Source organism: Arthrobacter sp. StoSoilB5, assembly GCF_019977235.1.
Taxonomy (GTDB): Bacteria; Actinomycetota; Actinomycetes; order Actinomycetales; family Micrococcaceae; genus Arthrobacter.
The window spans coordinates 4,012,214-4,033,466 of the sequence record NZ_AP024646.1 but is presented as its reverse complement, the minus strand read 5'-3'; the positions used below and the strand labels follow the sequence as shown (position 1 = coordinate 4,033,466).

25 protein-coding genes are annotated in these 21,253 nt (G+C 62.8%); 13 read left to right on the top strand and 12 right to left on the bottom strand.

Annotation, left to right across the window (positions count from 1 at the left end; genetic code table 11):
• The first annotated feature begins 67 nt into the window (after positions 1-67).
• From LDN75_RS18285 to LDN75_RS18270, 4 genes are all read left to right on the top strand, one after another.
• On the top strand, positions 68-937 hold the full coding sequence (locus LDN75_RS18285; protein ID WP_223937626.1) for a sugar ABC transporter permease: 870 nt from the start codon (positions 68-70) through the stop codon (positions 935-937).
• Positions 937-1,848 carry a carbohydrate ABC transporter permease gene (locus LDN75_RS18280; protein ID WP_223934080.1) on the top strand — a complete coding sequence of 304 codons (912 nt, stop codon included), beginning with the start codon at positions 937-939 and terminating at the stop codon, positions 1,846-1,848. The genes LDN75_RS18285 and LDN75_RS18280 overlap by 1 nt, the downstream gene beginning before the upstream one ends.
• 76 nt (positions 1,849-1,924) lie before the next feature.
• Entirely contained in the window at positions 1,925-3,679 is a 1,755-nt protein-coding gene (locus LDN75_RS18275; protein ID WP_223934078.1) for a glycoside hydrolase family 13 protein, read from the top strand.
• A gap of 23 nt (positions 3,680-3,702) precedes the next feature.
• A complete protein-coding gene (locus tag LDN75_RS18270) occupies positions 3,703-4,662 on the top strand; it encodes an aldo/keto reductase (RefSeq protein WP_223934076.1) in 960 nt (319 codons plus the stop codon).
• A gap of 92 nt (positions 4,663-4,754) precedes the next feature.
• Here LDN75_RS18270 and LDN75_RS18265 read toward each other — a convergent pair whose 3' ends face one another.
• From LDN75_RS18265 to LDN75_RS18250, 4 genes are read right to left on the bottom strand one after another with little or no spacing between them, the layout of a single operon-like run.
• Positions 4,755-5,684, bottom strand: a complete 930-nt coding sequence (locus LDN75_RS18265; RefSeq protein WP_223934074.1) for a TauD/TfdA family dioxygenase — start codon at positions 5,682-5,684, stop codon at positions 4,755-4,757.
• A 55-nt stretch (positions 5,685-5,739) separates the two neighbouring features.
• Complete coding sequence (locus LDN75_RS18260) at positions 5,740-6,657, bottom strand: ABC transporter permease (protein WP_223934072.1); 918 nt, start codon at positions 6,655-6,657, stop codon at positions 5,740-5,742.
• Positions 6,657-7,547 carry an ABC transporter ATP-binding protein gene (locus LDN75_RS18255; protein ID WP_223934070.1) on the bottom strand — a complete coding sequence of 297 codons (891 nt, stop codon included), beginning with the start codon at positions 7,545-7,547 and terminating at the stop codon, positions 6,657-6,659. Before LDN75_RS18255 ends, LDN75_RS18260 begins: the two co-directional genes overlap by 1 nt.
• A gap of 2 nt (positions 7,548-7,549) precedes the next feature.
• Positions 7,550-8,578, bottom strand: coding sequence for an ABC transporter substrate-binding protein (locus LDN75_RS18250; protein WP_223934068.1), 1,029 nt, complete (start codon positions 8,576-8,578; stop codon positions 7,550-7,552).
• Positions 8,579-8,969: 391 nt separating this feature from the next.
• Between LDN75_RS18250 and LDN75_RS18245 the strand changes: the two genes are divergently transcribed.
• The 7 genes from LDN75_RS18245 (at position 8,970) to LDN75_RS18215 (ending at position 14,388) form a co-directional block, all read left to right on the top strand.
• Positions 8,970-9,833, top strand: a complete 864-nt coding sequence (locus tag LDN75_RS18245) for a CoA ester lyase (RefSeq protein ID WP_223934066.1) — start codon at positions 8,970-8,972, stop codon at positions 9,831-9,833.
• 2 nt (positions 9,834-9,835) lie between these two features.
• Positions 9,836-10,756, top strand: a complete 921-nt coding sequence (locus LDN75_RS18240; RefSeq protein WP_346347147.1) for a DUF2797 domain-containing protein — start codon at positions 9,836-9,838, stop codon at positions 10,754-10,756.
• Between the two features lie 84 nt (positions 10,757-10,840).
• Complete coding sequence (locus LDN75_RS18235; RefSeq protein WP_223934064.1) at positions 10,841-11,065, top strand: DUF3188 domain-containing protein; 225 nt, start codon at positions 10,841-10,843, stop codon at positions 11,063-11,065.
• A 43-nt stretch (positions 11,066-11,108) separates the two neighbouring features.
• Positions 11,109-11,567, top strand: coding sequence for a MaoC family dehydratase N-terminal domain-containing protein (locus tag LDN75_RS18230; RefSeq protein WP_223934062.1), 459 nt, complete (start codon positions 11,109-11,111; stop codon positions 11,565-11,567).
• A 2-nt stretch (positions 11,568-11,569) separates the two neighbouring features.
• On the top strand, positions 11,570-12,007 hold the full coding sequence (locus tag LDN75_RS18225; protein WP_223934060.1) for a MaoC family dehydratase: 438 nt from the start codon (positions 11,570-11,572) through the stop codon (positions 12,005-12,007).
• Entirely contained in the window at positions 12,004-13,311 is a 1,308-nt protein-coding gene (locus LDN75_RS18220) for an MFS transporter (protein ID WP_223934058.1), read from the top strand. Before LDN75_RS18225 ends, LDN75_RS18220 begins: the two co-directional genes overlap by 4 nt.
• Positions 13,312-13,320: 9 nt before the next feature.
• Positions 13,321-14,388, top strand: a complete 1,068-nt coding sequence (locus tag LDN75_RS18215; RefSeq protein ID WP_223934056.1) for a UDP-N-acetylmuramate dehydrogenase — start codon at positions 13,321-13,323, stop codon at positions 14,386-14,388.
• Between the two features lie 6 nt (positions 14,389-14,394).
• On the opposite strand, the gene LDN75_RS18210 is transcribed toward LDN75_RS18215, so the two are convergent.
• Positions 14,395-14,874 (bottom strand): hypothetical protein, encoded by a 480-nt coding sequence (locus tag LDN75_RS18210; protein WP_223934055.1) that lies wholly within the window; start codon positions 14,872-14,874, stop codon positions 14,395-14,397.
• An 85-nt stretch (positions 14,875-14,959) separates the two neighbouring features.
• On the opposite strand from LDN75_RS18210, the gene LDN75_RS18205 reads away from it, so the two are divergent.
• The gene (locus LDN75_RS18205; protein ID WP_223934053.1) at positions 14,960-16,102 is read left to right on the top strand and encodes a winged helix DNA-binding domain-containing protein; all 1,143 of its coding nucleotides are present in this window, start codon (positions 14,960-14,962) and stop codon (positions 16,100-16,102) included.
• Here the strand turns inward: LDN75_RS18205 and LDN75_RS18200 are convergent.
• Positions 16,078-16,467: a hypothetical protein gene (locus LDN75_RS18200; RefSeq protein ID WP_223934052.1), complete on the bottom strand. Its 390-nt coding sequence runs from the start codon at positions 16,465-16,467 to the stop codon at positions 16,078-16,080. The two genes, LDN75_RS18205 and LDN75_RS18200, sit on opposite strands and share 25 nt — an antisense overlap.
• A gap of 122 nt (positions 16,468-16,589) precedes the next feature.
• Positions 16,590-16,754, bottom strand: coding sequence for a hypothetical protein (locus tag LDN75_RS18195; protein WP_223934050.1), 165 nt, complete (start codon positions 16,752-16,754; stop codon positions 16,590-16,592).
• A gap of 175 nt (positions 16,755-16,929) precedes the next feature.
• On the opposite strand from LDN75_RS18195, the gene LDN75_RS18190 reads away from it, so the two are divergent.
• Positions 16,930-17,274 carry a DUF559 domain-containing protein gene (locus tag LDN75_RS18190; RefSeq protein WP_223934048.1) on the top strand — a complete coding sequence of 115 codons (345 nt, stop codon included), beginning with the start codon at positions 16,930-16,932 and terminating at the stop codon, positions 17,272-17,274.
• Here LDN75_RS18190 and asd read toward each other — a convergent pair.
• From asd to LDN75_RS18165, 5 genes are all read right to left on the bottom strand, one after another.
• Positions 17,271-18,413 carry an aspartate-semialdehyde dehydrogenase gene (gene asd, locus LDN75_RS18185; RefSeq protein WP_223934046.1) on the bottom strand — a complete coding sequence of 381 codons (1,143 nt, stop codon included), beginning with the start codon at positions 18,411-18,413 and terminating at the stop codon, positions 17,271-17,273. The genes LDN75_RS18190 and asd overlap by 4 nt on opposite strands.
• Positions 18,414-18,519: 106 nt before the next feature.
• A complete protein-coding gene (locus LDN75_RS18180) occupies positions 18,520-18,741 on the bottom strand; it encodes an NF038396 family protein (protein ID WP_223934044.1) in 222 nt (73 codons plus the stop codon).
• A 10-nt stretch (positions 18,742-18,751) separates the two neighbouring features.
• Entirely contained in the window at positions 18,752-19,360 is a 609-nt protein-coding gene (locus tag LDN75_RS18175) for a dihydrofolate reductase (protein ID WP_223934042.1), read from the bottom strand.
• Entirely contained in the window at positions 19,357-20,160 is an 804-nt protein-coding gene (locus tag LDN75_RS18170; RefSeq protein WP_223934040.1) for a thymidylate synthase, read from the bottom strand. The genes LDN75_RS18175 and LDN75_RS18170 overlap by 4 nt, the downstream gene beginning before the upstream one ends.
• Positions 20,161-20,278: 118 nt before the next feature.
• Positions 20,279-21,247: an NUDIX hydrolase gene (locus LDN75_RS18165; RefSeq protein WP_223934038.1), complete on the bottom strand. Its 969-nt coding sequence runs from the start codon at positions 21,245-21,247 to the stop codon at positions 20,279-20,281.
• Positions 21,248-21,253 lie beyond the last annotated feature (6 nt).

Sequence of the window (21,253 nt, the reverse complement as noted above, 5' to 3'; positions counted from 1 at the left end):
CATTAGCACCTCAACCACATCCGGCCCTACCAGCCAAAGCCCCGCCAGCCAAAGCCGTACCCGCGAAATGAAGGGCAGCAGGCGGCGGGTGGAACCGATCTTCTACTTTTTCCTCCTGCCCAGCCTCATCCTGTTCACCCTGGCCATCACGATACCGGGCATCATTGGCATCTTCTTCAGCTTCACGGACTCCATCGGAATCGGTGACTGGGAGTTCACCGGCCTGACCAACTACATCGCGATCTTCACTGACCCCGCTATCCTGCAGAGTTACCTGTTCACCTTCGGTTTCTCCATCGTCACAGTGATCGCGGTGAATGTAATCGCCTTCCTCCTTGCAGTCGGCCTGACCTCGCGCATCCGGATGAAGTCCGCACTCCGGACCATCTTCGTCATCCCGATGGTGGTTTCCGGCATCATCATCGCCTACGTTTTCAACTTCCTGTTTTCGAACTCCCTCCCGGCGGCTGGTGCCGCGGCAGGGATCCCGTGGCTGGAGAGCAGCCTCCTGGCCAACCCAGACCTCGCCTGGATTGCGATTGTGCTTGTCACGGCCTGGCAGGCTGTGCCCGGGGCGCTGCTCATCTACATTGCCGGCCTTGTTGCCGTGCCCGGGGATGTCTATGAGGCCGCGGAAATTGACGGCGCGAGCAAATTCCAGCAGCTGCTGAAGATCACCCTTCCGCTGGTTGCCGGCTATGTGGTCATCAACATCATTCTCGGTTTCAAGGGCTTCCTCAATGCTTACGACATCATCGTCGGGCTGACGAACGGTGGCCCGGGAACCTCGACCAGGAGCATCGCGATGACTGTTATCGCCGGCTTCAACGGCGGCGACTACGCCTACCAGATGGCCAACGCGACCATCTTCTTCGTGGTCGCCATCCTTATCTCTCTCCTACAGCTATCGCTGACTCGCGGACGGAACGCACTCTGATGACCAAGCAAGCCACCCTCGCAATCGAAGACTCCTCCCAGGTTGAAACCGCCACCGCCCCAACCAGCCGACGTCGTTCCTCTCCAGCGGTGGAACGGGTCAACTGGTCCGGAACCACCATCCTGGTATTGTGCACGGTTACCGTGCTCCTACCTCTCTATGTCACGGTCTCCATGGCTTTCAAGACCCAGGGGCAGGCTGTGGATGGCAATGCCTTCTCATTTCCCGCTCCATTCAGCCTCGACGGGTTCGTCCAGGCCTGGACTCTGACAAACTTTCCCGTCGGCGCCGCGATGTCATTGCTGGTGACCGCGGGGACCGTTCTTGCCACCATCGTCCTGGCCGCCTTCGCCTCGTACGCGATTGTGCGCAACTGGGAACGCCGGCTGTTCAGGTACTCGTTCTTCTACCTTCTTGGGGCGATGTTCATTCCGTTCCCGGTGGTTGCCCTGCCGCAGATCCAGCTCACGGGCCGCCTCGGGCTGGACAACCCGCTGGGCGTCATTCTTCTGGCCACAATGTTCCAACTGAGCTTCAGCGTGCTGCTCTTCACCGCATTCCTCCGTTCGATTCCCATGGAACTCGAAGAGAGCGCCAGGATCGACGGCGCTACAACGTGGCAGACGTTTTGGAAGCTGATCTTCCCACTGCTGGCGCCGATGAGCGCGACCGTCGGTATCTTTGCATTCCTTTACGCCTGGAATGACTTCATGATGCCGTCGCTGATTATCTCCGATCCGGCACTGCAGACCCTTCCAGTACGGCAAAACCTGTTTCAGACCCAATTCAGCAACAACTACCACGTGTCCTTCGCGTCCTACCTGATGGCGATGGCGCCCGCAATCGTCGCGTACCTCTTCACCCAGAGGTGGGTCATGGCAGGCGTTACCCAAGGGGCCGTTAAGGGCTGACACTTGTTGACCTTCCGCACCCGGCGTTTCATACTGGTTCGGGACATAAATTTAGATTCTAAATCAAAGGAGTTTCGTGAGCACTTCCGCCACTCAGGCACCCCGTACCGACGCAGAGCGCATGGCTGATCCGAACTGGTGGCGCCAGGCGGCCGTTTACCAGATCTACCCCCGCAGCTTCGCTGATTCCAACGGCGACGGCATCGGCGACATCCAGGGCATCACGGCAAAGGTCCCGTACTTGAAGGAACTTGGGATCGACGCCGTCTGGCTGAGTCCGTTTTATCCCTCCGCACTCGCTGACGGTGGCTACGACGTGGATGACTACCGCAACGTGGATCCCAAGCTGGGGACGCTTGAAGACTTCGATGAGATGGCTGCTGCCCTCCACGCCGCGGGCATCAAGCTGGTGGCCGACATCGTGCCCAACCACTCCTCGGACCGCCACGAATGGTTCAAGGAAGCTTTGGCATCACCCAAGGGCTCCGCTGCGCGCGAACGCTACATCTTCCGGGACGGCAAAGGTGAAAACGGCGAGCTCCCGCCCTCGGACTGGGACTCAGTGTTCGGCGGACCGGTCTGGGAGCGCATTACAGAGCCGGACGGTACTCCCGGCCAGTGGTACATGCACATCTTTGCCAAGGAGCAGCCCGACTTCAACTGGGACAACCCGGAGGTCCGTGAGGACTTCCTGAAGACCCTGCGCTTCTGGTCCGACCGTGGCGTGGATGGCTTCCGCATCGACGTCGCCCACGGCATGGCCAAGGATCTCTCCGAGCCCATGCCGATGAAGGCCGATCTCGCAGCCCGGGCCCATGGCACAGATGGCTTCGTGGACGGATCACACCCGTTTTGGGACCGCGACGAAGTGCATGAGGTTTACGCCGAGTGGCGGAAGCTTTTCAACGAGTACAACCCGCCACGGACTGCCGTGGCCGAGGCTTGGGTCCACGAGTCCCGCCGTGCCCGCTATGCGAGCCCTGAGGGACTGGGCCAGGCTTTCAACTTCGACCTCCTGCAGGCCGATTTCGATGCACCTTCCTTCCGGAAGATCATCACGGAAAACCTGATCGCGGCCAAGGAAACCGGGGCTTCCTCCACCTGGGTGTTCTCCAACCATGACGTCGTCCGCCACGCCACACGCTACGGCTTGCCCAAGGGCGGTTCAGTGGCCCAGGGAACCAATGCTGCCCAGGACATCTCGTCCACCAAGCCCAAGGGCCAGGACGGCAAGGGCTGGCTTCTGGCCGGAGCTCCGGCGGAAGAGCTCGACGTCGAACTCGGCTTGCGTCGTGCCCGTGCTGCCACGCTGCTGATGCTCGCACTTCCTGGCTCTGCCTACCTGTACCAAGGAGAAGAGCTTGGCCTGCGTGAAGTGACCGAAATTCCTGACTCCGAGCGTCAGGACCCGTCCTTCTTCCGCAACCCGGGAGTCGAGATCGGCCGCGATGGTTGCCGCGTCCCGCTCCCTTGGACTGCAGACGGACCTTCCTTTGGCTTCGGCCAAGATAGGGCACACTTGCCCCAGCCGGAGTGGTTCGCACGCTACGCAGTTTCAGAACAGGAAGGCGTGGAAGGCTCAACGCTGGAGTTCTACCGCAGAGCGCTTCGCCTGCGGAGCGAACTGCAGGCTGACGAGGAACTCGAATGGGTTGAGACTGGCAACCAGGACGTGCTGCACTTCAGCCGTCCGGGTGGTTGGGACACGGTAACCAACTTCGGAACCGAGCCGTTCGAGCTTCCGGCGGGGACCGTCGTCGTGAGCAGCGGACCGCTGGAAGACGGCCTGCTTCCTGCCGACACCTCTGCGTGGGTGGTCCGCGACGCTTAAGCGTTGCGGAAGAATCTGAAGGCATGACTAACGCGAACGGGCGCGGGCGCCTCATTTACGGTTGCATGGGCCTGGGCGGTCCTTGGGACGGTACCTCGTACGGTGCTGCGGAGATCGAACAGGCTGCCGCAGTTATCGAGGCAGCACAAGGGATCGGCATTGAGTTGTTCGATCACGCGGACATCTACCGGAGCGGTAAGTCCGAAGCCGTTTTTGGGGAAGTCCTCGCCCGTTCGCAGGGCCTGCGCGAAAAGATCCAGCTCCAAACCAAATGCGGAATCAGGCTGGGGGAGCGTGGGCTTGATACCCACTACGACCTCAGCAGGGAAGCCATCCTGGAACGGGTCAATGGAAGTTTGAAGCGGCTCCAAACGGACTACGTGGACATCCTGCTCCTGCACCGTCCGGATCCCCTCATGGACCCACGCGAGGTGGCGGACGCCGTCGGGCAGTTGATGTCGGAAGGCAAAGTGCGGCAGCTGGGTGTGTCCAACATGTCCGGCGCGCAGATTGCGTTCCTGCAGGACTGCCTTGAGATGCCGATCATTGCCAACCAGCTGGAGATGAGCCTGCTGCGCCGGGACTGGCTGGAAAGTACGGTGCTGGTGAACCATGCAGAGGGAGTGGGCTACAGCTTCCCGCACGGGACGGTGGAGCTATGCATGGCAAAGGGGATTGAGCTCCAGGCCTACGGTTCCATGGCTCAAGGGCGCTACACGGGAGCGCCGTCCGAGGAAAAGTCGCTGGCCGAGTCGGCAACCGCTGAAATGCTTCAGCGGCTCGCGGGAGAGAAAGGCACCACGCCTGAATCGGTGCTGCTGGGGTGGCTGATGCGACATCCGGCGCGGATCTCTCCCGTGCTGGGAACCACTAACCCCGGGCGAATCGCTGCCTGCACTGATGCCGCCCGGATAGCTGATTCCATGTCCAGGGCCGAGTGGTACGGCCTGTGGGTGGCGGCGCGGGGAAGCAACATCCCCTAAACCCAACTGAGTCGCAGTTGTGCGCGTTATGAAGCCTCAAAACGCGCTTAACTGCGACTCAGTTGGGTGACAACAGAAACACATATCCCCTCCTAGGAGACGGTCACCGGGGCCACCACCGAGTAGGTGCTCGAATCACCCTGGATGGACTGGCTGGGCTTGCCATCGATGCCCACCGGAATGTCGCCGGCAATGGTCACGCGGTTGAGCTTGCGCGGCTGGCCGTCGTAGTTGTCCGGGGCGTAGTGCTGGGTGATGCGGTTGTCGAACAAGACCACCTGGTTCGGTTCCCAGTTCACGCGGACCACATTCTCAGGACGCGTCACGTATGCCTGCAGGAGGCGGATGATGTCCTTCGATTCCGTGTTGGACAAGCCCACGATCCGAAGCCGCTGCGCGAAGCCCCCAATGAACAATCCGCGCTCGCCGGTCAACGGGTGGACGCGCACCACAGGGTGGGCGGTTTCGAACTTCAGGCGGGTGAACTCCTTACGGCGCTCCTCGGCATTCTGGTGCTCAAGGTTCTTGGGCACTGAGTAGTCGTAATCGTTGGTGTGGATGGCCCACAAGGTGTCCGCGAAGTTGCGCAGTTCCTCCGGCAGGTCCTGGTAGGCGCCGGCAGAGGAAGCGATGAGGGTCTCCCCGCCATAAGCAGGCAGATCGATGCTCCGCAACGTGGAGGCCTGCGGTGGGTTGACCACAAACGTGACGTCGGTGTGCCAGTTGTTGGCGGAGCCGTTCTCGCTGTCTACGGGCAGGACGTTTTCTTCACCTTCCACGGAAGCAACTGTCGGATGCGCCTTGGTGAGCGGGCCGAAATGGCTGGCGAACTTCACCTGTGCTTCGTCGCTCAGGATGTTGGCCTCCCGGAACACCAGGGCCTTGTGCTCATTGAGGGCCGCACGGATTTGGGAGACGGTGTCCTGGCTGAGGTCTCCGCTGATGTCGAATCCGCGGATTTCGGCTCCGATGCGGGAACCCAGCTTGGCGAACTCGAGTTTGGTTTCGGTAATGACGGTCATGGTTTCGTTTCCTTACTTGTTGTGTTGGTTGCGGCAGGTGCCGCAGTGGGTGGTTTTAGGAAGCTGCGGCGCCAACGGCGGTCCGCCAGCGCGAGAAGTGCCGCTCAAGGGCCACCAGCAGGAAGTTCACGCCGAGACCCAGCAGCGAGACGGTCAGGATGCCCGCGTACATGTCCGGGATCAGGAAGCTGCTCTGCGCGTTCACAATCAGGTATCCAAGGCCCGCTTTGGCACCCACCATCTCGGCAGCAATCAGTACCAGGATGGATGCCGTGCCGGCCATGCGGATGCCAGTGAAAATCGTTGGCACGGCGGATGGCAGGATGACCTTCTGGAAGAGGCGGAAACTGTTCAGGCCCAACGAGCGCGCGGCCCGGATGAGCAGCGGATCCACGGTTTTCACGCCCGCAATCGTGTTGAGCAGCACCGGGAAGAAAGCCGCGTAGGCAACGATGCTGATCTTGGATTCCTCGCCGATGCCCAGCAGCAGGGTGAACACCGGCAGGAGGGCCAGCGCGGCCGTGTTGCGGAATAGTTCCAGCAACGGGTTGAGGACTGCGTTGAGCCGGCCGTACCAAGCGATCAGGAGGCCCAGCGACACACCTGCAACGAGCGCTGCGCCGAAACCGGCTACGGACCTGGTCAGGCTGGCCGCGATATGGCCTTGGATGGTTCCCGCTTCGAAAAGCTTGCCCCACGCCAGCAGCACGTCATGCAACGGTGGGAGGAACACCCTGGTGGACGGACTGGCCAGATACGTCGGGCCGAGTTCCCACAGTGCCAGAAAGGCCAGGATTGCGGTGGACTTCCACACGCCTGAACCGGCTGCTGCGGTAACCCTGCGCACGGTAGCGAGCAGCGGCGTCGTGCGTGCCCGTGAGCCCCTCGATGCGGAAGGTTCGACGGCGGGGCTTGGGTGTGGCGCGGTGCTCGCCTGAGGCGCCGCTTCTGTTGGCGCGAGCGTGGTGGTCATCAGGCAGCGCTCCTTTCAGTGATAGTGGTGGCGGGCTCGTCCGGGGCGCTGCCGTCCGGGAGGATCTTCCGGTGTCCGGCGTCCTGCGCCCTGCGGACCTCGTCGTGCAGCAGCGTCCACACCTCGTGCCGATGCTCCACGAAGGCCGGGTTGGAGCGGATGTCTTCATCGCCGTCGCGGTCGGGGATATGGATGTCCACGATTTGCTTCAGCCGGCCAGGGCGGGCGCTTAGCACGGCCACGCGCTCGCCGAGGTAAACGGCCTCGTCAATGCCGTGCGTGATGAACACGATGGTCTTTCCGGTGGCCTTCCAGATGCGCAGCAGTTCGTCCTGCAACTGCTCGCGGGTCTGAGCGTCCAAAGCCGCGAAGGGCTCGTCCATCAGCAGGACGTCGGGCTCGTAAGCCAGGCTGCGGGCAATCGCAACACGTTGCTTCATGCCCCCGGAGAGTTCATGGGGATACCGGTCCTCGAAACCGGCCAATCCCACCAGTGCCAAGTACTCCCTGGCCTTGGCTGCCCGTTCGCGCCGGTTCAATTTCCTGCCGCCGGGCCCTGTTCCTTCCAAGCCAATCGAAACGTTGGCCGAAGCTGTCCGCCACGGGAACAATGCGTACTGCTGGAACACCACAGCGCGGTCCTTGCCGGGTCCGGTGACGGGTTTGCCGTCCACCAGAACCTCGCCCGACGTCGGCGTTGAGAGTCCGGCGAGCAGGTCCAGCAGCGTGGTCTTTCCGGACCCGCTGGGCCCCACCAGGGTGAGGAACTCGCCGTCTTGGACGTCCAGGCTCAGGGAATCGATGGCCGTGAGGGTGGTGGCAGCAGCGGACTTCGTAGCCCGGACCGTGAATTGCTTGGTGACATTGCGGAGGCTGATTTTCGCTGTCATGGCTATCCCTTCTTCGCGAGCTCGTTGAAGTCGTTGGTGTAGTACTTGGACGGCGTGAGCTTGTCCTTCACGATTCCGGCAGAGTTCAGCCACCCCTCCCAGCGGGTGAAGTCCTTGTCCTGGATCACGCCGGAGTCGGGAACGCCAGGGCTCTTCCAGAACTTCAGGTTGGCCGTGTTCTCATTGCGTCCGCGGTTTTCGATGATCTTGGTGAAGCGGGCAATGACTTCGTCCCGTGGTGTTTCTGCTGCCCATTTGATGGCTTTGGCAACGCCGGTGGTGAATGTACGCGTCGTGTTCGGGTTCTTTCCGATGAAGTCGCTCCGGAGCACGATCTGGCCGCCTGCAAAGTTGCCGAACAGCTGCACATCGCTGAACAGCGAACGTAGTCCGCCAGCCTCGATGGCATGGTCCTGCAGCACGCCGCCGAGGGTTCCCGCGTCCACTTGGCCGCGGCGGATGGCTTCCTCAGTGTCGTTCGGTGCCAAAGGGACGAGCTGGACCTGCTTGATCTCATCCGGGCTGAGCCCGTTCTTGGTCAGATAGCTGTTGATGACCGCTTCGTGGTGTGCGCCGAGTGTGTTCACCGCGATTTTCTTGCCGATCAGGTCGCGGGGTCCCTTGATGGAGCTGTCCGCCTTCACGTAGTAGCCGCTGAAGGTCTTCTCGTCCGAGCCGTAGTAGTTGACCACGGCCTTCACGGGCGCGCCTGCTTCGATCAGCTTCACCACGGCTCCGGAGAATGCGCCGCCGAAGTCGGTCTGGTTGGTGGCTGCGGATTGGATGTCCTGGGGGCCACTGGTGGTGTTGCCCACCCAGTTCAACTTCAGGTCGCCCAGGTATCCGAGGTCGGCAGCAAGTTCGGGGAAAGTCACGTTGTTGGCGGAGCCTTGGTACCGGAGTTCCTTGACCTCGTTGCCGGCTTGGTTGGCCTGACTTTGTCCGGCTTCGGCTGCACCGCCGCAGCCGGACACCGTCAGCGCTAGTACGACGGCGGCCGCGACGCTCAGCAGGGGCAGATGCAGTTTCATGGGAGCTACTTTCGAGTGGTTTGGTGTGTTGGGGGAGCCATACGTTTCACTGGCTTGGGAACGATGTAAGCCCATTCAGGCGGCCGGTGGAAAGTGGAGCGGTCATGGTGGGAAACGGCGGGAAACGCGGTGAAACAGCGGGCAACGGGTCGCAACGCGGGGCCACGAAAAGCAACGGACGGACAATCCAAGGCGCCGTGTTGAGCAGCATGAAGAACGTGTTGAGCCCTGTGACGAACAGCGACGGGTGCGCCGGAATTGACTGGTGCTTGCCGCCGTCGGACGGTCATACTGCGTGAGGGGACAGTCATAAGGGCTTTAGTTCGTATTGATCCTCACAACCGGGCGGATTTCTTCGCACTGCGGGGCGCTTGGCGGATACGGTAGATACATGACGTCTAGCATCGCCGCCGAATCCATTCGGCCTACCCGCAATATTCCCGCCGATATCGCCCGTTCCTGGCTCCTTGTGAACGCCATGAAGACGGAACTTTTTGACGAATCCGCGGCCTCACGGGCAGATGCCATCATCCTTGACATCGAAGACGCCGTGGACCCTTCCCAGAAGGACGCAGCCCGCGAGAATGTTGTGAACTGGCTAAGGTCCGGCGGCCAGGCCTGGGTCCGCATCAACGATGCCACCAGTAAGTTCTGGGCCGACGACCTCGCCGGCCTGCGCGGCACCCCGGGCCTGCTCGGCGTGATGCTCGCCAAGACCGAGTCCGCGGACCAGGTCACCGAGTCCTACCACCGCATGGACGGCAAGACTCCCGTAATTCCGCTGGTCGAGTCTGCCCTCGGCATCGAGGAAGCCAACCACATTGCCCGCGCCCAGGGTGCGTTCCGCCTGGCTTTCGGTTCCGGCGACTTCCGCCGCGACACCGGCATGGCCGCCACCCCCGAGGCCATGGCCTACCCGCGTGCCAAGCTCGTGGTAGCCAGCCGCGTGGGCAACCTGCCGGGTCCCATCGATGGCCCCACAGTCGGCACCAACCACCCCATCCTGCGCGAGCAGACCGGCATCACTGTGACCATGGGCATGACCGGCAAGCTTTGCCTTGCCATCGACCAGACCACCGTGATCAACGAGGTCATTAGCCCCACGCCGTCCGACGTCGCATGGGCCACCGACTTCATGAACGACTTCGAAGCCAACGGCCGGGTTATCCGCGATGGTTCGGACCTCCCGCGACTTGGCCGCGCCGAGAAGATCATGAAGCTCGCAGTTGCCTTCGGGGTCCAGCCTTCCCTGTAGCCATGCTGGTCCACGGCGTAGCTTGGGACTCCTCTTCACCGGCACTGAGGTTGTTCTCGCCTGACGGGGAGTTCACCGGGGTTGCGTTGGCCCAAGGTTTAACGTTGGGCTTGCGCGTGCTTCCCGGGGTGTGGTGCCTTGGCCATACCAAGGTCCATGGGCCGGGGGAGCGCACTCATGTTCCCTGCCGCAGCGGCTCACCGGCCGAGCGCGGGAAGCAATGCGGGGCCTGCTTTGCCCGGGACGATTCCCGGCTCATGCACGACTTCCACCGCGGCGGGTCCGTGCCCACTGGCCTGCGTTCTTACCTCATGCAACCCCATTGGCTGTACGTTGCAACGTTCGCAAATGGTGCCACCAAGGTTGGTACCGCCTCAGCTCCGCGCAAGTGGAACCGGCTGGCCGAGCAGGGTGCCGTTCACGCTTCCTATGTTGCCCATGCCGAGGACGGTCGTGTCGTTCGAGTGCTCGAGGATCTTGTGACACGCGAGCTTGGGCTCGTCCAGCAGGTCCGTTCCGCAGCCAAGGCGGCATCGCTCGTTGAGCCGCGCCCCGGCGTCGAACTCGTGGCCACCAACCGCCGGCACGCCGCACAGGTGCGTGAGTTGCTGGGCGGACTCGCCATGACCGGTTTCGCCCTTGTGGAGGAAGAGTGGGAGCGGCCGGTTTTGGCAGACCAGCTCTGCACCGCGCGTGCGGAGGGTGGCCTTCGCCACCCATATCCGGCAACGTTCGACGGCGGCGGGCATGGCCTGCGGGTCCGCTCGCTTTCCGGTGCCATCGCCCTGGCCGGGCTGCCTGATGTTTCCGGGAACGAGGTTCAGGGAAGTTTCGTGGCAGACCTGGGCGCCTTGAAAGGCCGAAAGATCGAGTTCGGCCCCCACGTCACGGAAATCCCTGCGCTGCAGGACTCGTTGTTCTAGCTCCGTGTGGGGCCTGTTGTGCGTGCTATTTGTGGGTTTTGGGGCGCAGAGCGGGCCTGCAACGCGCACCGGTAGACTTGGACGGTGCTGAACGAATTCTGGGCCACCTCGTCCACCGCCTACAAGACGCTGGTTTTCAGCGCCATGGGGCTGATCGCCGTCGGACTTGTGCTCTCCATCGCGGGTAACACGTCCGGCAACCAAGGCCTGGCCATAGCCTCGCTGCCCGTGATCGGCCTCGGGTTGGTGCTCCACGTGACCGGGCTCGTGGTCCGCGGCCAGAAGATCCGTAAGAGCTACAAGAAGTAGTCACCGCACCACTCACAGTCCGCGGGCCCGATAGGGTTGGACCATGAGTATCAATCCGGACCTGCAGGGCCGAAGCTACCCTGCCGCAGAGGTTTACGACGTCGGCCGTGAAAAGATCCGCGAGTTCGCGAAGGCCGTCAAAGCCAGCAACCCCGCGCATTTCGATGTTGAGACGGCACGGGCCTTGGGCCATAGCGATCTCGTTGCTCCGCCAACGTTCGCCATCATCGTGGCCCAACGAGCCGACGCCCAGCTTGTGGAGGACCCCGAGTCCGGCATCGACTTCTCCCGCGTGGTGCACGCGGACCAGCGCTTCACCCATCACCGGCCGATTGTTGCCGGTGACCGGCTCGTGGCTGAGTTGCACGTGGACGGAGTCCGCGCCATGGGCGGCGGTGCCATGATCACGACGCGTTCGGAGATCTTCGCCCTCAACGGCGATGACCGTGAAAAAGTAGCCACCACCACCTCGTCCATCCTGGTCCGCGGAGAGGGACAGTAACTATGAGCCCCAAATTCGAAGAACTGACGGTCGGCCAGGAAATCGGCACCCGCCGCATTGAGGTCACCCGCCAGGACCTGGTGAAGTATGCAGGCGCTTCCGGCGATTTCAACCCGATCCACTGGAATGAAGCCTTCGCAACGTCCGTTGAATTGCCCGGCGTGATCGCCCACGGGATGTTCACTATGGGCTCCGCAGTGCAACTGGTCAGCGACTGGGCAGGCGACCCCGCCGCCGTCGTCGATTACCAGACGCGCTTCACCAAGCCCGTTCTGGTCACCGACACCACCGGAACCGATGAAGCCGGTGCCGTCATCGACGTCACCGGTGTTGTGGGAGCGCTCGACGCCGAGGCCGGCACCGCGCGCATCGATCTCACCGTAGTCGCAGCCGGGCAAAAGGTCCTGATGAAATCCCAGGCAGTCGTGAAGGTCTCTTGAACCAACTGAACACCTCCCGTCGGCGTGCCACTTCGACTCAGATGTCGCAGTGGCGCGCCGCGGTTTTGGCCTCCTACGCGGCAAGTGGCCTGGCTTTCGCCACCTGGGTTTCCCGCCTCCCTGCCATCCGCGACGGACTGGACCTCACCCCGGGCGGCATCGGGCTGTTGCTGATGTGCATGACCGTAGCCTCTTTCATTTCGATCTCGGCATCCGGCCTGATCGTGCTGCGGCTGGGTCCCAAGCTGACTACCCGGATTGGGAGCAGCATGGTGGGGGCAGGCCTCGCCGCCGTTGGCTTTGGCAGTTCGATCGTGGGGAATCCGCTGGTAGTGGCCGCCGGGCTGGTGGTGGTCGGCCTGGGCACGGCCAGTTGGAACACCGCTTCCAACGTGGAGGGGGCCGCGCTTGAGCGTGCACTGGACCGGCACATCATGCCTCGGCTGCACGGTGCCTTCAGTTTGGGAACCGTGGCGGCTGCCGGTTTCGGTGCCTGGGCAGCAGCCGTGCACATGCCTGTGTTCTGGCATTTCCTGATGTCAGGAGCGGTAGTTGCTGCATCCGTTGTGACCGCCGGATTCTGGTTCCGCGCGGAGAAGGAGGGTCCGGCCCCGCGAAGCTATCGTCCGGACGGGCGGGACACTTTCGACGACCCGTCTACAGGCCCGTTGCCCGTGATCACGCCGGAACCCGTACCGCTGGACAACAAACGCCTGGTTGCCCTGGCCTGGCGCGATCGCCGCACGCTGTTGATTGGCGTACTGGTCCTCGGGTTGGCCCTCGCTGAAGGCGCCGCAGGGGACTGGGTGGCCCTGGCTTTGGCCGATGGCTACGGGCAGACCGACGCCGCGGGTGCCGTCGGCTACGGCCTGTTCGTGACCTTCATGACCATCGGTCGGTTTGCCGGAACCGTCATCCTGGACCGTTTTGGCAGGGTGGCGGTGATGCGCTGGTGCTCGGCCATCGCCGTCGTGGGCCTTGCGCTTTTCGTCTTTTCCCCGGTTCCGTGGATGGCGTTCGTCGCTCTGGCGGTGTGGGGGCTCGGTGCCTCCCTTGGCTTCCCTGTAGGGATGTCCGCTGCCGCGGATGATCCCGTACATGCCGCCGCAAGGGTGTCGGTGGTTTCGACCATCGGTTACGGCGCATTCCTTTGCGGACCACCGCTCCTTGGATTGCTGGCCGAACACTTTGGCATCCTGCACTCCCTTTTGGCGCCCCTCGTACTGTTGGTCATCAGCTTCTTCCTGGCTCCGGTGTCTCGCAAGCGGCCCGCTGCGTCAGTACAGGCCGCCAATCCCCGTTAGGCTTGATTGGTGACCCAGACGCTGCTTTCCGAACTGACCACAGCCGCCGTCGGCGGACCCGCGGGAAACCTCGTGGAGGCCCGCACCGAGGCTGAAATCATCGACGCCGTGCGGTCCGCTGACGCTGCAGGGGAGAAGCTCCTCATCATTGGCGGTGGCTCCAACCTGCTGATCTCGGACGAGGGCTACGCCGGCACGGTCCTGAAGATCGCGTCCGAGGGCTTCACCGTGAACTCCGACGACAGCTGCGGGGGCGTGTCCGTGGTGGTCCAGGCCGGCCACAACTGGGATGCCCTGGTGGAACATGCGGTGCTGCACGCGTGGTCGGGCATCGAAGCGTTGTCAGGCATCCCCGGCGCCACAGGAGCCACCCCGGTCCAGAACGTGGGCGCATACGGGTCGGATGTCTCGCAGACCATCGCTGCGGTCCGTACCTGGGACCGCGAACGCAATGCGGTTCAGACGTTCACCAACTCAGAACTCAAATTTGGCTACCGCGACTCGATCCTGAAGCAGACCACGGTTGAGGGTTCGCCGCGCTACGTTGTGCTGACTGTTGAGTTCCAATTGCCCCTGGGCCGCATGAGTGCGCCCATCCGCTACGCAGAACTCGCACGGGTGCTTGGCGTGGAACCCGGAAAGCGCGCCTACTCCAACGATGTCCGCCGCGAAGTCCTGCGGCTCCGTGCCTCCAAGGGGATGGTTCTGGACTCTGATGACCGCGACACGTATTCCACGGGCTCCTTCTTCACCAATCCGATCGTCGCCGCCGAACGCGCCGCCGAACTGCCGGACAGCGCGCCGAAGTATCCCGCCGGTGCTGACGGATTGGTCAAGCTCTCCGCTGCCTGGCTCATCGACCACGCAGGATTCGGCAAGGGGTTTGGCCTCGAAGAATCCAGCGTTTCGGGCGGCCGGGCATCCCTGTCCACCAAGCACACGCTGGCCATCACCAACCGCGGCTCAGCCTCGGCAGCGGATATGGTGGCGATCGCGCGCGAGGTGCGTGCCGGCGTCGTGAATCGCTTTGGCATCGAGCTGCACCCGGAACCGCTGCTTATTGGCGTTAAGCTCTAGCAACGCTCAGCGCGTGCGTCGCTCCGCGATGGGCAGCACTTTGTTGAGAAGCAGGAAGGTCAGCCCGCAACTGACCGATCCAAGCAGGAAGATCTGGCTGAACGCAATGCTTTGGGGCGAAGGGCCGCTCGGCATGAAAAGGCCCGCCGTGGCGAAGCCGACCAAGCCGAGGAGCATCACAATGGCGCCCAGCAGGAAGCTGCGGACCTGGGCTGCTGCCGCCGGATAGAACCAGGGCTCGGGGGCGTCGTCACCGCGATCAGCAACTGGTTGGCTGGCCGCAGCGGTACCGATGAGCAGCGCGGCTGCGGCCGTGGCAACCAGCCCTGCCGTCTGGATACCCTGCATGGCGGGGGAGAGGCTAACTCCGGTACCAACTGCCACGATCAACCCGGTTCCAAGCCCGACGACCGTGCAACACCAGCCAGCGGCAGCCAACCACCGGCTGAGCGGCCGCACAAGCGGAGCAAGATCACCAAAGAGCATGGATCCATCCTAGGAAACGCTGCTGGAAGGCTGCTGGGAGGCGTTGCAAGGTTTCCTGTACCGGCGGCCCCTCTTAGGATGAAGCATGCCTGAAACCCACCCGCGTTCAGTTGCTGTTACCCCACGAGTCATGGGCCGCATGCGACTTGCCAGCCAAGGCCTGCTCAATGGGGGTTTTACCTCTGTGCCGGACGCGGTTCGTTGGATGACCGCCATGCAGGCACAGGATCTGGGGTCTGCCTTATGGGCCGTAGGGCAGCGCGTCCCGGGATCGGCCGCGTCCGATGTCCGCGGAGCCATAGATGCAGGGACCGTGGTCCGCTCATGGCCAATGCGGGGAACACTGCACCTTCTGGCCCCCGAAGACCTCCGGTGGATATTGGGTATCACCAGCGAGCGGCTCATGAACATGGTGGCAGGCCGTCACCGCGAGCTCGGCATCACGGCTGACGACATCAGCCACTGCCGTGACATCGCACTCAAAACCATAGAGACCATCAGGACAGCGGAGGGCGGACGCGGCGCCACCCGTGAGCAACTCTTCGCCGCGTTCGAAGAAGCAGGCCAGGTGACCAAGGCCCAACGTGGCATCCACCTGATCGGGAGCCTGTGCCAGCGTGCGTGGCTCGTCCAAGGACCCATGGCCGGAACGAACGGAAAGGTGGGGGTCCAGCAGTTGTTCGTGGCGTTCGACGAGTGGATCAAGGATTCGCGCGATCTTGACCGTCAGGAAGGAATTGCCGAGCTCTTGTTCCGCTACGTTCGCAGCCACGGGCCCGCGACCGTGAAGGACTTTGCCTGGTGGAGCCAGGTGCCCCTCGCGGAAGCGCGCAGGGGCCTCGCCTCGGTTCAGGATCGACTGGTGGAGCTGCCGTTCGGCGGTACCAGCTATTGGCTTTCGCCGGAGACAGCTGCACTGCTCGACGACGGCGTCCCCGGCTCGCGCACGCTGCTCGCTCTTCCGGGCTTTGATGAATTCCTGCTCGGTTACCAGGACCGGAGCCTTGTCCTTGCGCCCGAGCATGCCGATTTAGTGGTACCCGGCAAGAACGGAGTGTTCAAACGCATCATCGTGGCCGGGGGAGAAGTTGTGGGAACTTGGGCGAGGACCGGAAACGGCAAGGCTCCCGGCGTTGTTCCTGAGCCTTTCTCCGGAGAGCTGGGCCCGGCCGCGGAGCGTTCGTTCCGGGCGCAGGGGCGGGCCTACCTGAAGTTCATGGCGGGCTGAGCCCTGCCCTTGTCCCAAACCCGTTGCTTGGCCGCTTTTAAGTGGTTGGCCAACAACGGATAAGCGGCTTGGCAACGAAGTTGTCCACATACGGTGCCCCAGCCCTGCCGGTACGCGTACGTGTTGGCCACGATGGTCCCATGCAACTGCGAAAGCTCGATGCCCTGATCACCGCACACTGGCCAGGAACCCCCGTGGCCTCGACTCCCGAGCTTGCTGGCTGCGGGCTTGGCGATCGCGTTCTCACGGCTGGTGTCCGCAATCGAAAGCTCCTCAGGCTGCGGCGGGGTGCGTATGTGCGCATGGATCAATGGCGCCGGAGCAAACCCTGGGAGCAGGACCTTCTGCGGATCCAGGCCCACCATTGCAGCACTACGGGCGGAGTATCTACAGCCACATTAGCGCCGCCCGCCTGCACGGTTGCCACGAGTGGGAAAGTGGGCCGTTGGTGCACGTGACCACGCCCTTCTCACCGGCCCAGGCCAGTTCAGGAAGCGACGTCGCAGCCCATGCCGGGGGCCTGGTCCCTGATGAGATTGTTGAGGTGCAGACGCCATGGCAGCGGCCCGTGCGGACCACGAGTCTCGAGCGCACGCTGGTGGACTGTGCCCGGACGCTGGACTTTGAGCGAGCGGTTGTCATTGCCGACCATGCCCTTCGACTCGGCGCCGATCCCCGGAAGATGCAGGACTATCTGGACAACGGCAGGATCACCCGTGGCACCCGCCGCCTGCGCCGGGTTCTGGAGTTTATGGACGCAAGGTCCGAATCCGTGGGGGAGACCCGCACACGCGTGCTTCTGGACAAATTGGGGATAGCAGGGCGCCGTGTTGCAGTTGGATGTCGCGACACCGCTGGGCAATTATCGCGGAGACTTCGGCTGGGAGAAGCAGGGGGTGATCCTGGAGTTTGATGGCCGCTCCAAGTACTTCGAATATGCACACACGGAGGAAGTGGTTTTCGAGGAACGCAGGCGGGAGAAGGCACTCCACGCCCAGGGGTGGAAAGTGGTTCGGATCGAATGGGACGATCTCAGCAGGCCTTGGGACGTCGACCGCAAGCTCAGGGAGGCGCTCGATGGATCACGGGTAGAACGTAGAAAACCCGCTGTTCCGTTGCCGGGCAGCAACGGAACAGCGGGTCAGCGACGAAATAGCGGCGACGGGGCCTAGAGCTTGCCCGTCGCGATGTTGAGCATCCGGCGCAGCGGCTCAGCTGCACCCCAAAGGAGTTGGTCGCCCACAGTGAAGGCGCTGATGTACTCGGGGCCCATTTCAAGCTTGCGGATACGGCCAACGGGAATGTCCAGGGTGCCGGATGCGGCAACCGGGGTCAGGTCCGCCATGGAGGCTTCCTTGGTGTTCGGAACAACCTTGGCCCACTCATTGTCCTTGGCCAGGAGGTTCTCGATCTCCGTGACGGAGAGGTCCTCGCGCAGCTTGAGCGTGAGGGCCTGGGAGTGGGAGCGCATGGCGCCGATGCGGATGCACAGGCCGTCCATGGCAATGTGGTCCTTGCCCGCGGTGCCTTTGCCCGTGCCGAGGATCTTGTTGGTCTCCACCCCGGCCTTCCACTCTTCCTTGGACTGGCCGTTGCCGAGGTCGGCATCGATCCAGGGAATCAGCGAACCGGCCAGCGGAACGCCAAACTGGGTAGCGTCAACGCCAGTGCGCTGGGCAGCGAGGACCTTGTGGTCGATCTCCAGGATGGCCGAGGCCGGATCCTGCAGTTCGCTGCTGACCTCGTTATTGAGGGTGCCGAACTGGTTCAGGAGCTCGCGCATGTGGCGGGCGCCGCCACCTGAAGCTGCCTGGTACGTCATGGAAGTGCCCCACTCGACCAGGTTGTTCTTGAACAGTCCGCCGAGACCCATGAGCATGCAGGAAACCGTACAGTTGCCGCCGATGTAGTCCTTCACGCCGCCGGACAGGCCGGCGTCGATGACGTCGCGGTTGATGGGGTCCAGCACGATGATCGAGTCATCATTCATGCGCAGCGTGGAGGCGGCGTCGATCCAGAGGCCATCCCAGCCGCGGCTACGGAGTTCGCCATGGACCTGCTTGGTGTAGTCGCCGCCCTGGGCGGTGACAATAATCGGCAGCTTGGCAAGCGTCTCAATATCGAACGCGTCCTCGAGCTTGCCGGCCCCGTCAGCAAAGGAAGGGGCGGCACCCCCTGCGTTCGAGGTGGAGAAAAATACCGGGTTGATGTTGGCGAAGTCGTTCTCTTCCTGCATGCGCTGCATCAGGACGGAGCCGACCATGCCACGCCAACCGACCAGTCCAACGGACGGATTAGCTGCTGTAGTCATTCACCCAGTCTAAACTTTCGGAGCACAGTGCCGCTGTTGGTTACGTCACGCACGCAAAGCACGACGCCGGTACTCGCCACAGCGGTACGCCAGCGGGCCAAGGGGCCTAGGTTCCGGCGTCGGGCTCCTGCAGCAGGACGGCCTTGCGCTTGCGCAAGGCAAAGAACGCACCGAACGTGAAGACCTGCGTGACCACTATCAAGACGATGATGCCGACAATGCGGTTTCCGCCAAGGATCATGGTCAGCCCCACGATGGCGGAGATCAGCGCGAAAAGCGGCAGCAACATATAACCCAGCACGAACAATGTTTCAGGTTTCTTCAGCATGCAGGCGTTCCTAGCTTTCCGTCCGGCGCCATGTGGTGAACCGGTATTGTGTGCCGTTTTTGGCGGTCAGCCAGCCCTCGGCCGGCGCAACAGTGTCAAAGGTCCAGTCGTCGCCCAGTTCAGGCGCGAACGTATCGCCGTCGAAGTCGGCATCGATGATGGTGACGACCGCGACGTTGGCAATTCCCATGGACTGTTCGAAGATCTCGCCGCCGCCGACGATCCAGACCTTCTGGCCGCCCGGCGCGAACTGGGATTCCAGCAGGGCTGCGTCCAGCGAGGAAACCACGACGGCGCCCTCGGCCTCCGGGGTTGAAGCCCACTTTGAGTTGCGGGTCACCACAATGTTGGTGCGCCCTGGCAGTGGCCGGTACTTGTCCGGGAACGACTCCCAGGTCTTGCGGCCCATGATCACTGGGTGGCCTGTGGTTAGTTGGCTGAAGTGCTTCAGGTCCTCGGGCAGGTGCCACGGCATGGAGCCGTCCTTGCCGATGACGCCGGACTGCGTTTGGGCCCAGATCAAGCCGATACCGGTCATTTTGGCTGCCGTTTCCTGGGTGAAGATCACTCCGGGGAGCGGGGCGGGCGTTTCCTGGCCGGGGTTGTCTTGGATGCTCATACCGCGATCGGCGCCTTGATAGTGGGGTGGTGGCGGTAGCCCACAACCTCGAAGTCGTCCAAGGTGTAGTCGAAAATCGAGTCCGGCTTGCGGAGGATTTTCAGTTGTGGATACTCGTACGGTTCGCGGCTGAGCTGCTCGCTGACTTGCTCCACGTGATTGTCGTAAATATGGACGTCGCCGCCTGTCCAGACGAACTCGCCAGGCTCCAGGCCCAACTGCTGGGCGACCATGCACGTCAGCAAGGCGTAGGAGGCGATGTTGAAGGGAACGCCCAGGAACGTGTCCGCGGAGCGCTGGTACAGCTGGCAGGACAACTTGCCGTCCGCCACATAGAACTGGAAGAACGCGTGACAGGGCGGAAGCGCCATGTCCTTGAGCTCGGCCACGTTCCACGCGGACACGATGTGTCGCCGGGAATCCGGGTTGGCAGACAGGTTGGCCATGAGCTCGGAGATTTGGTCGATGTGCCCACCGTCGGGCGTGGGCCAGCTGCGCCACTGCACACCGTACACGGGGCCGAGTTCGCCATCCGCATCCGCCCATTCGTCCCAGATGGAAACGCCTTGGTCCTGCATCCACTTCACGTTCGAATCGCCACGCAGGAACCACAGGAGCTCCACCGCCACGGACTTGAAGTGGACCCGCTTGGTGGTGATGAGCGGGAAGCTCTTGGCAAGATCGAACCTCAGCTGGCGACCAAAAACACTTCGGGTTCCGGTTCCGGTGCGGTCCGACTTGTGCGTGCCGTTGGCCATGACGTCGCGCAGGAGGTCTTCATACGGGGTGGGGATGCTCACGAGTCCAGCTTACTTCGTTCAGCCAAGCCACCCCGTAGCAGATCGATGAGTGTCTCATCACCCAACCCAGCCTCCCGCGTCGCTGTCATTGTTACCGTGGCAGGCCAGGCGCCTGTGGCTAGTCGTCGAAAGGCCTGACCTGTTCCACCGACACAATCTTCCGTTCTGATCCCCTGGCGACCTGGCAGACGATGACCTCGCCCGGCGAAAGGAAGGGATCGGACGTGGGCAGCAGGCCCCGCAAAGCCGCGGACATGTGCTGGCCTAATTGCTTCAGGACTGTGGGCAGCGCGGGCCGGTGAGTGCAAACAGCGATTGGCACCTGCTTATCGAACAAGGCCTCCACCGCGGCAGCAGTCTTCTTGGGCGAGCGGTTGTGGTTGTGCTCGGTAAGGGCTTCAACAAGCTTTACCTTGGCTCCGCTTGCCTTTGCGTACGGTGCAATGGTTGCCACGCAGCGGGTCCACGGGCTGGTAACAATCCGTTGTGGCTTCCACACTTCCAACAGGCGCTGGACGGCCGCGGCTTGGCGTTGCCCAGTAGCAGCCAGAGGACGGTCGCCTTCAGCCTTGGTCCACGAGGAGCGGGGCTTTGCCTTTGCATGGCGGATCAACACGAGCGGCCACGTATCGAGTTCGCCCCGGATGTGGGCCTTCTCCAGGTACTCAAGGGGCTCTACATCCGTGGGGTTGCTCAGGAAAGATGCAGCCCTGTCCGGGCTGCACCACATGACGCTGTCCACTTCCTTGCCATCGGGCCGAAGCTGTTCGCCGTTGACCCGGACCGCCCAATAGTGCACAACTTTCAAGCCGGCGCTGACGTGGTAATGAATGGGTGGCAACGGAACGCCGAGGGAACTGTGAAGTCCGATCTCTTCGCGCACCTCCCGTACGGCGCACTGCGGAACTGTCTCGCCGGCGTCGAGCTTTCCTTTGGGCCAGGACCAATCGTCGTAGCGTGGCCGGTGGATCAGGAGCACCTCAAGGGCACCCTTCTGAAGTCGCCAAGGAATGGCGCCGGCCGCAACGACGGCCACCCGTTCACCGGGGTGGTCCGTCTGATCCGCCACGGGGGTATCGCTTTTCAACTCGTT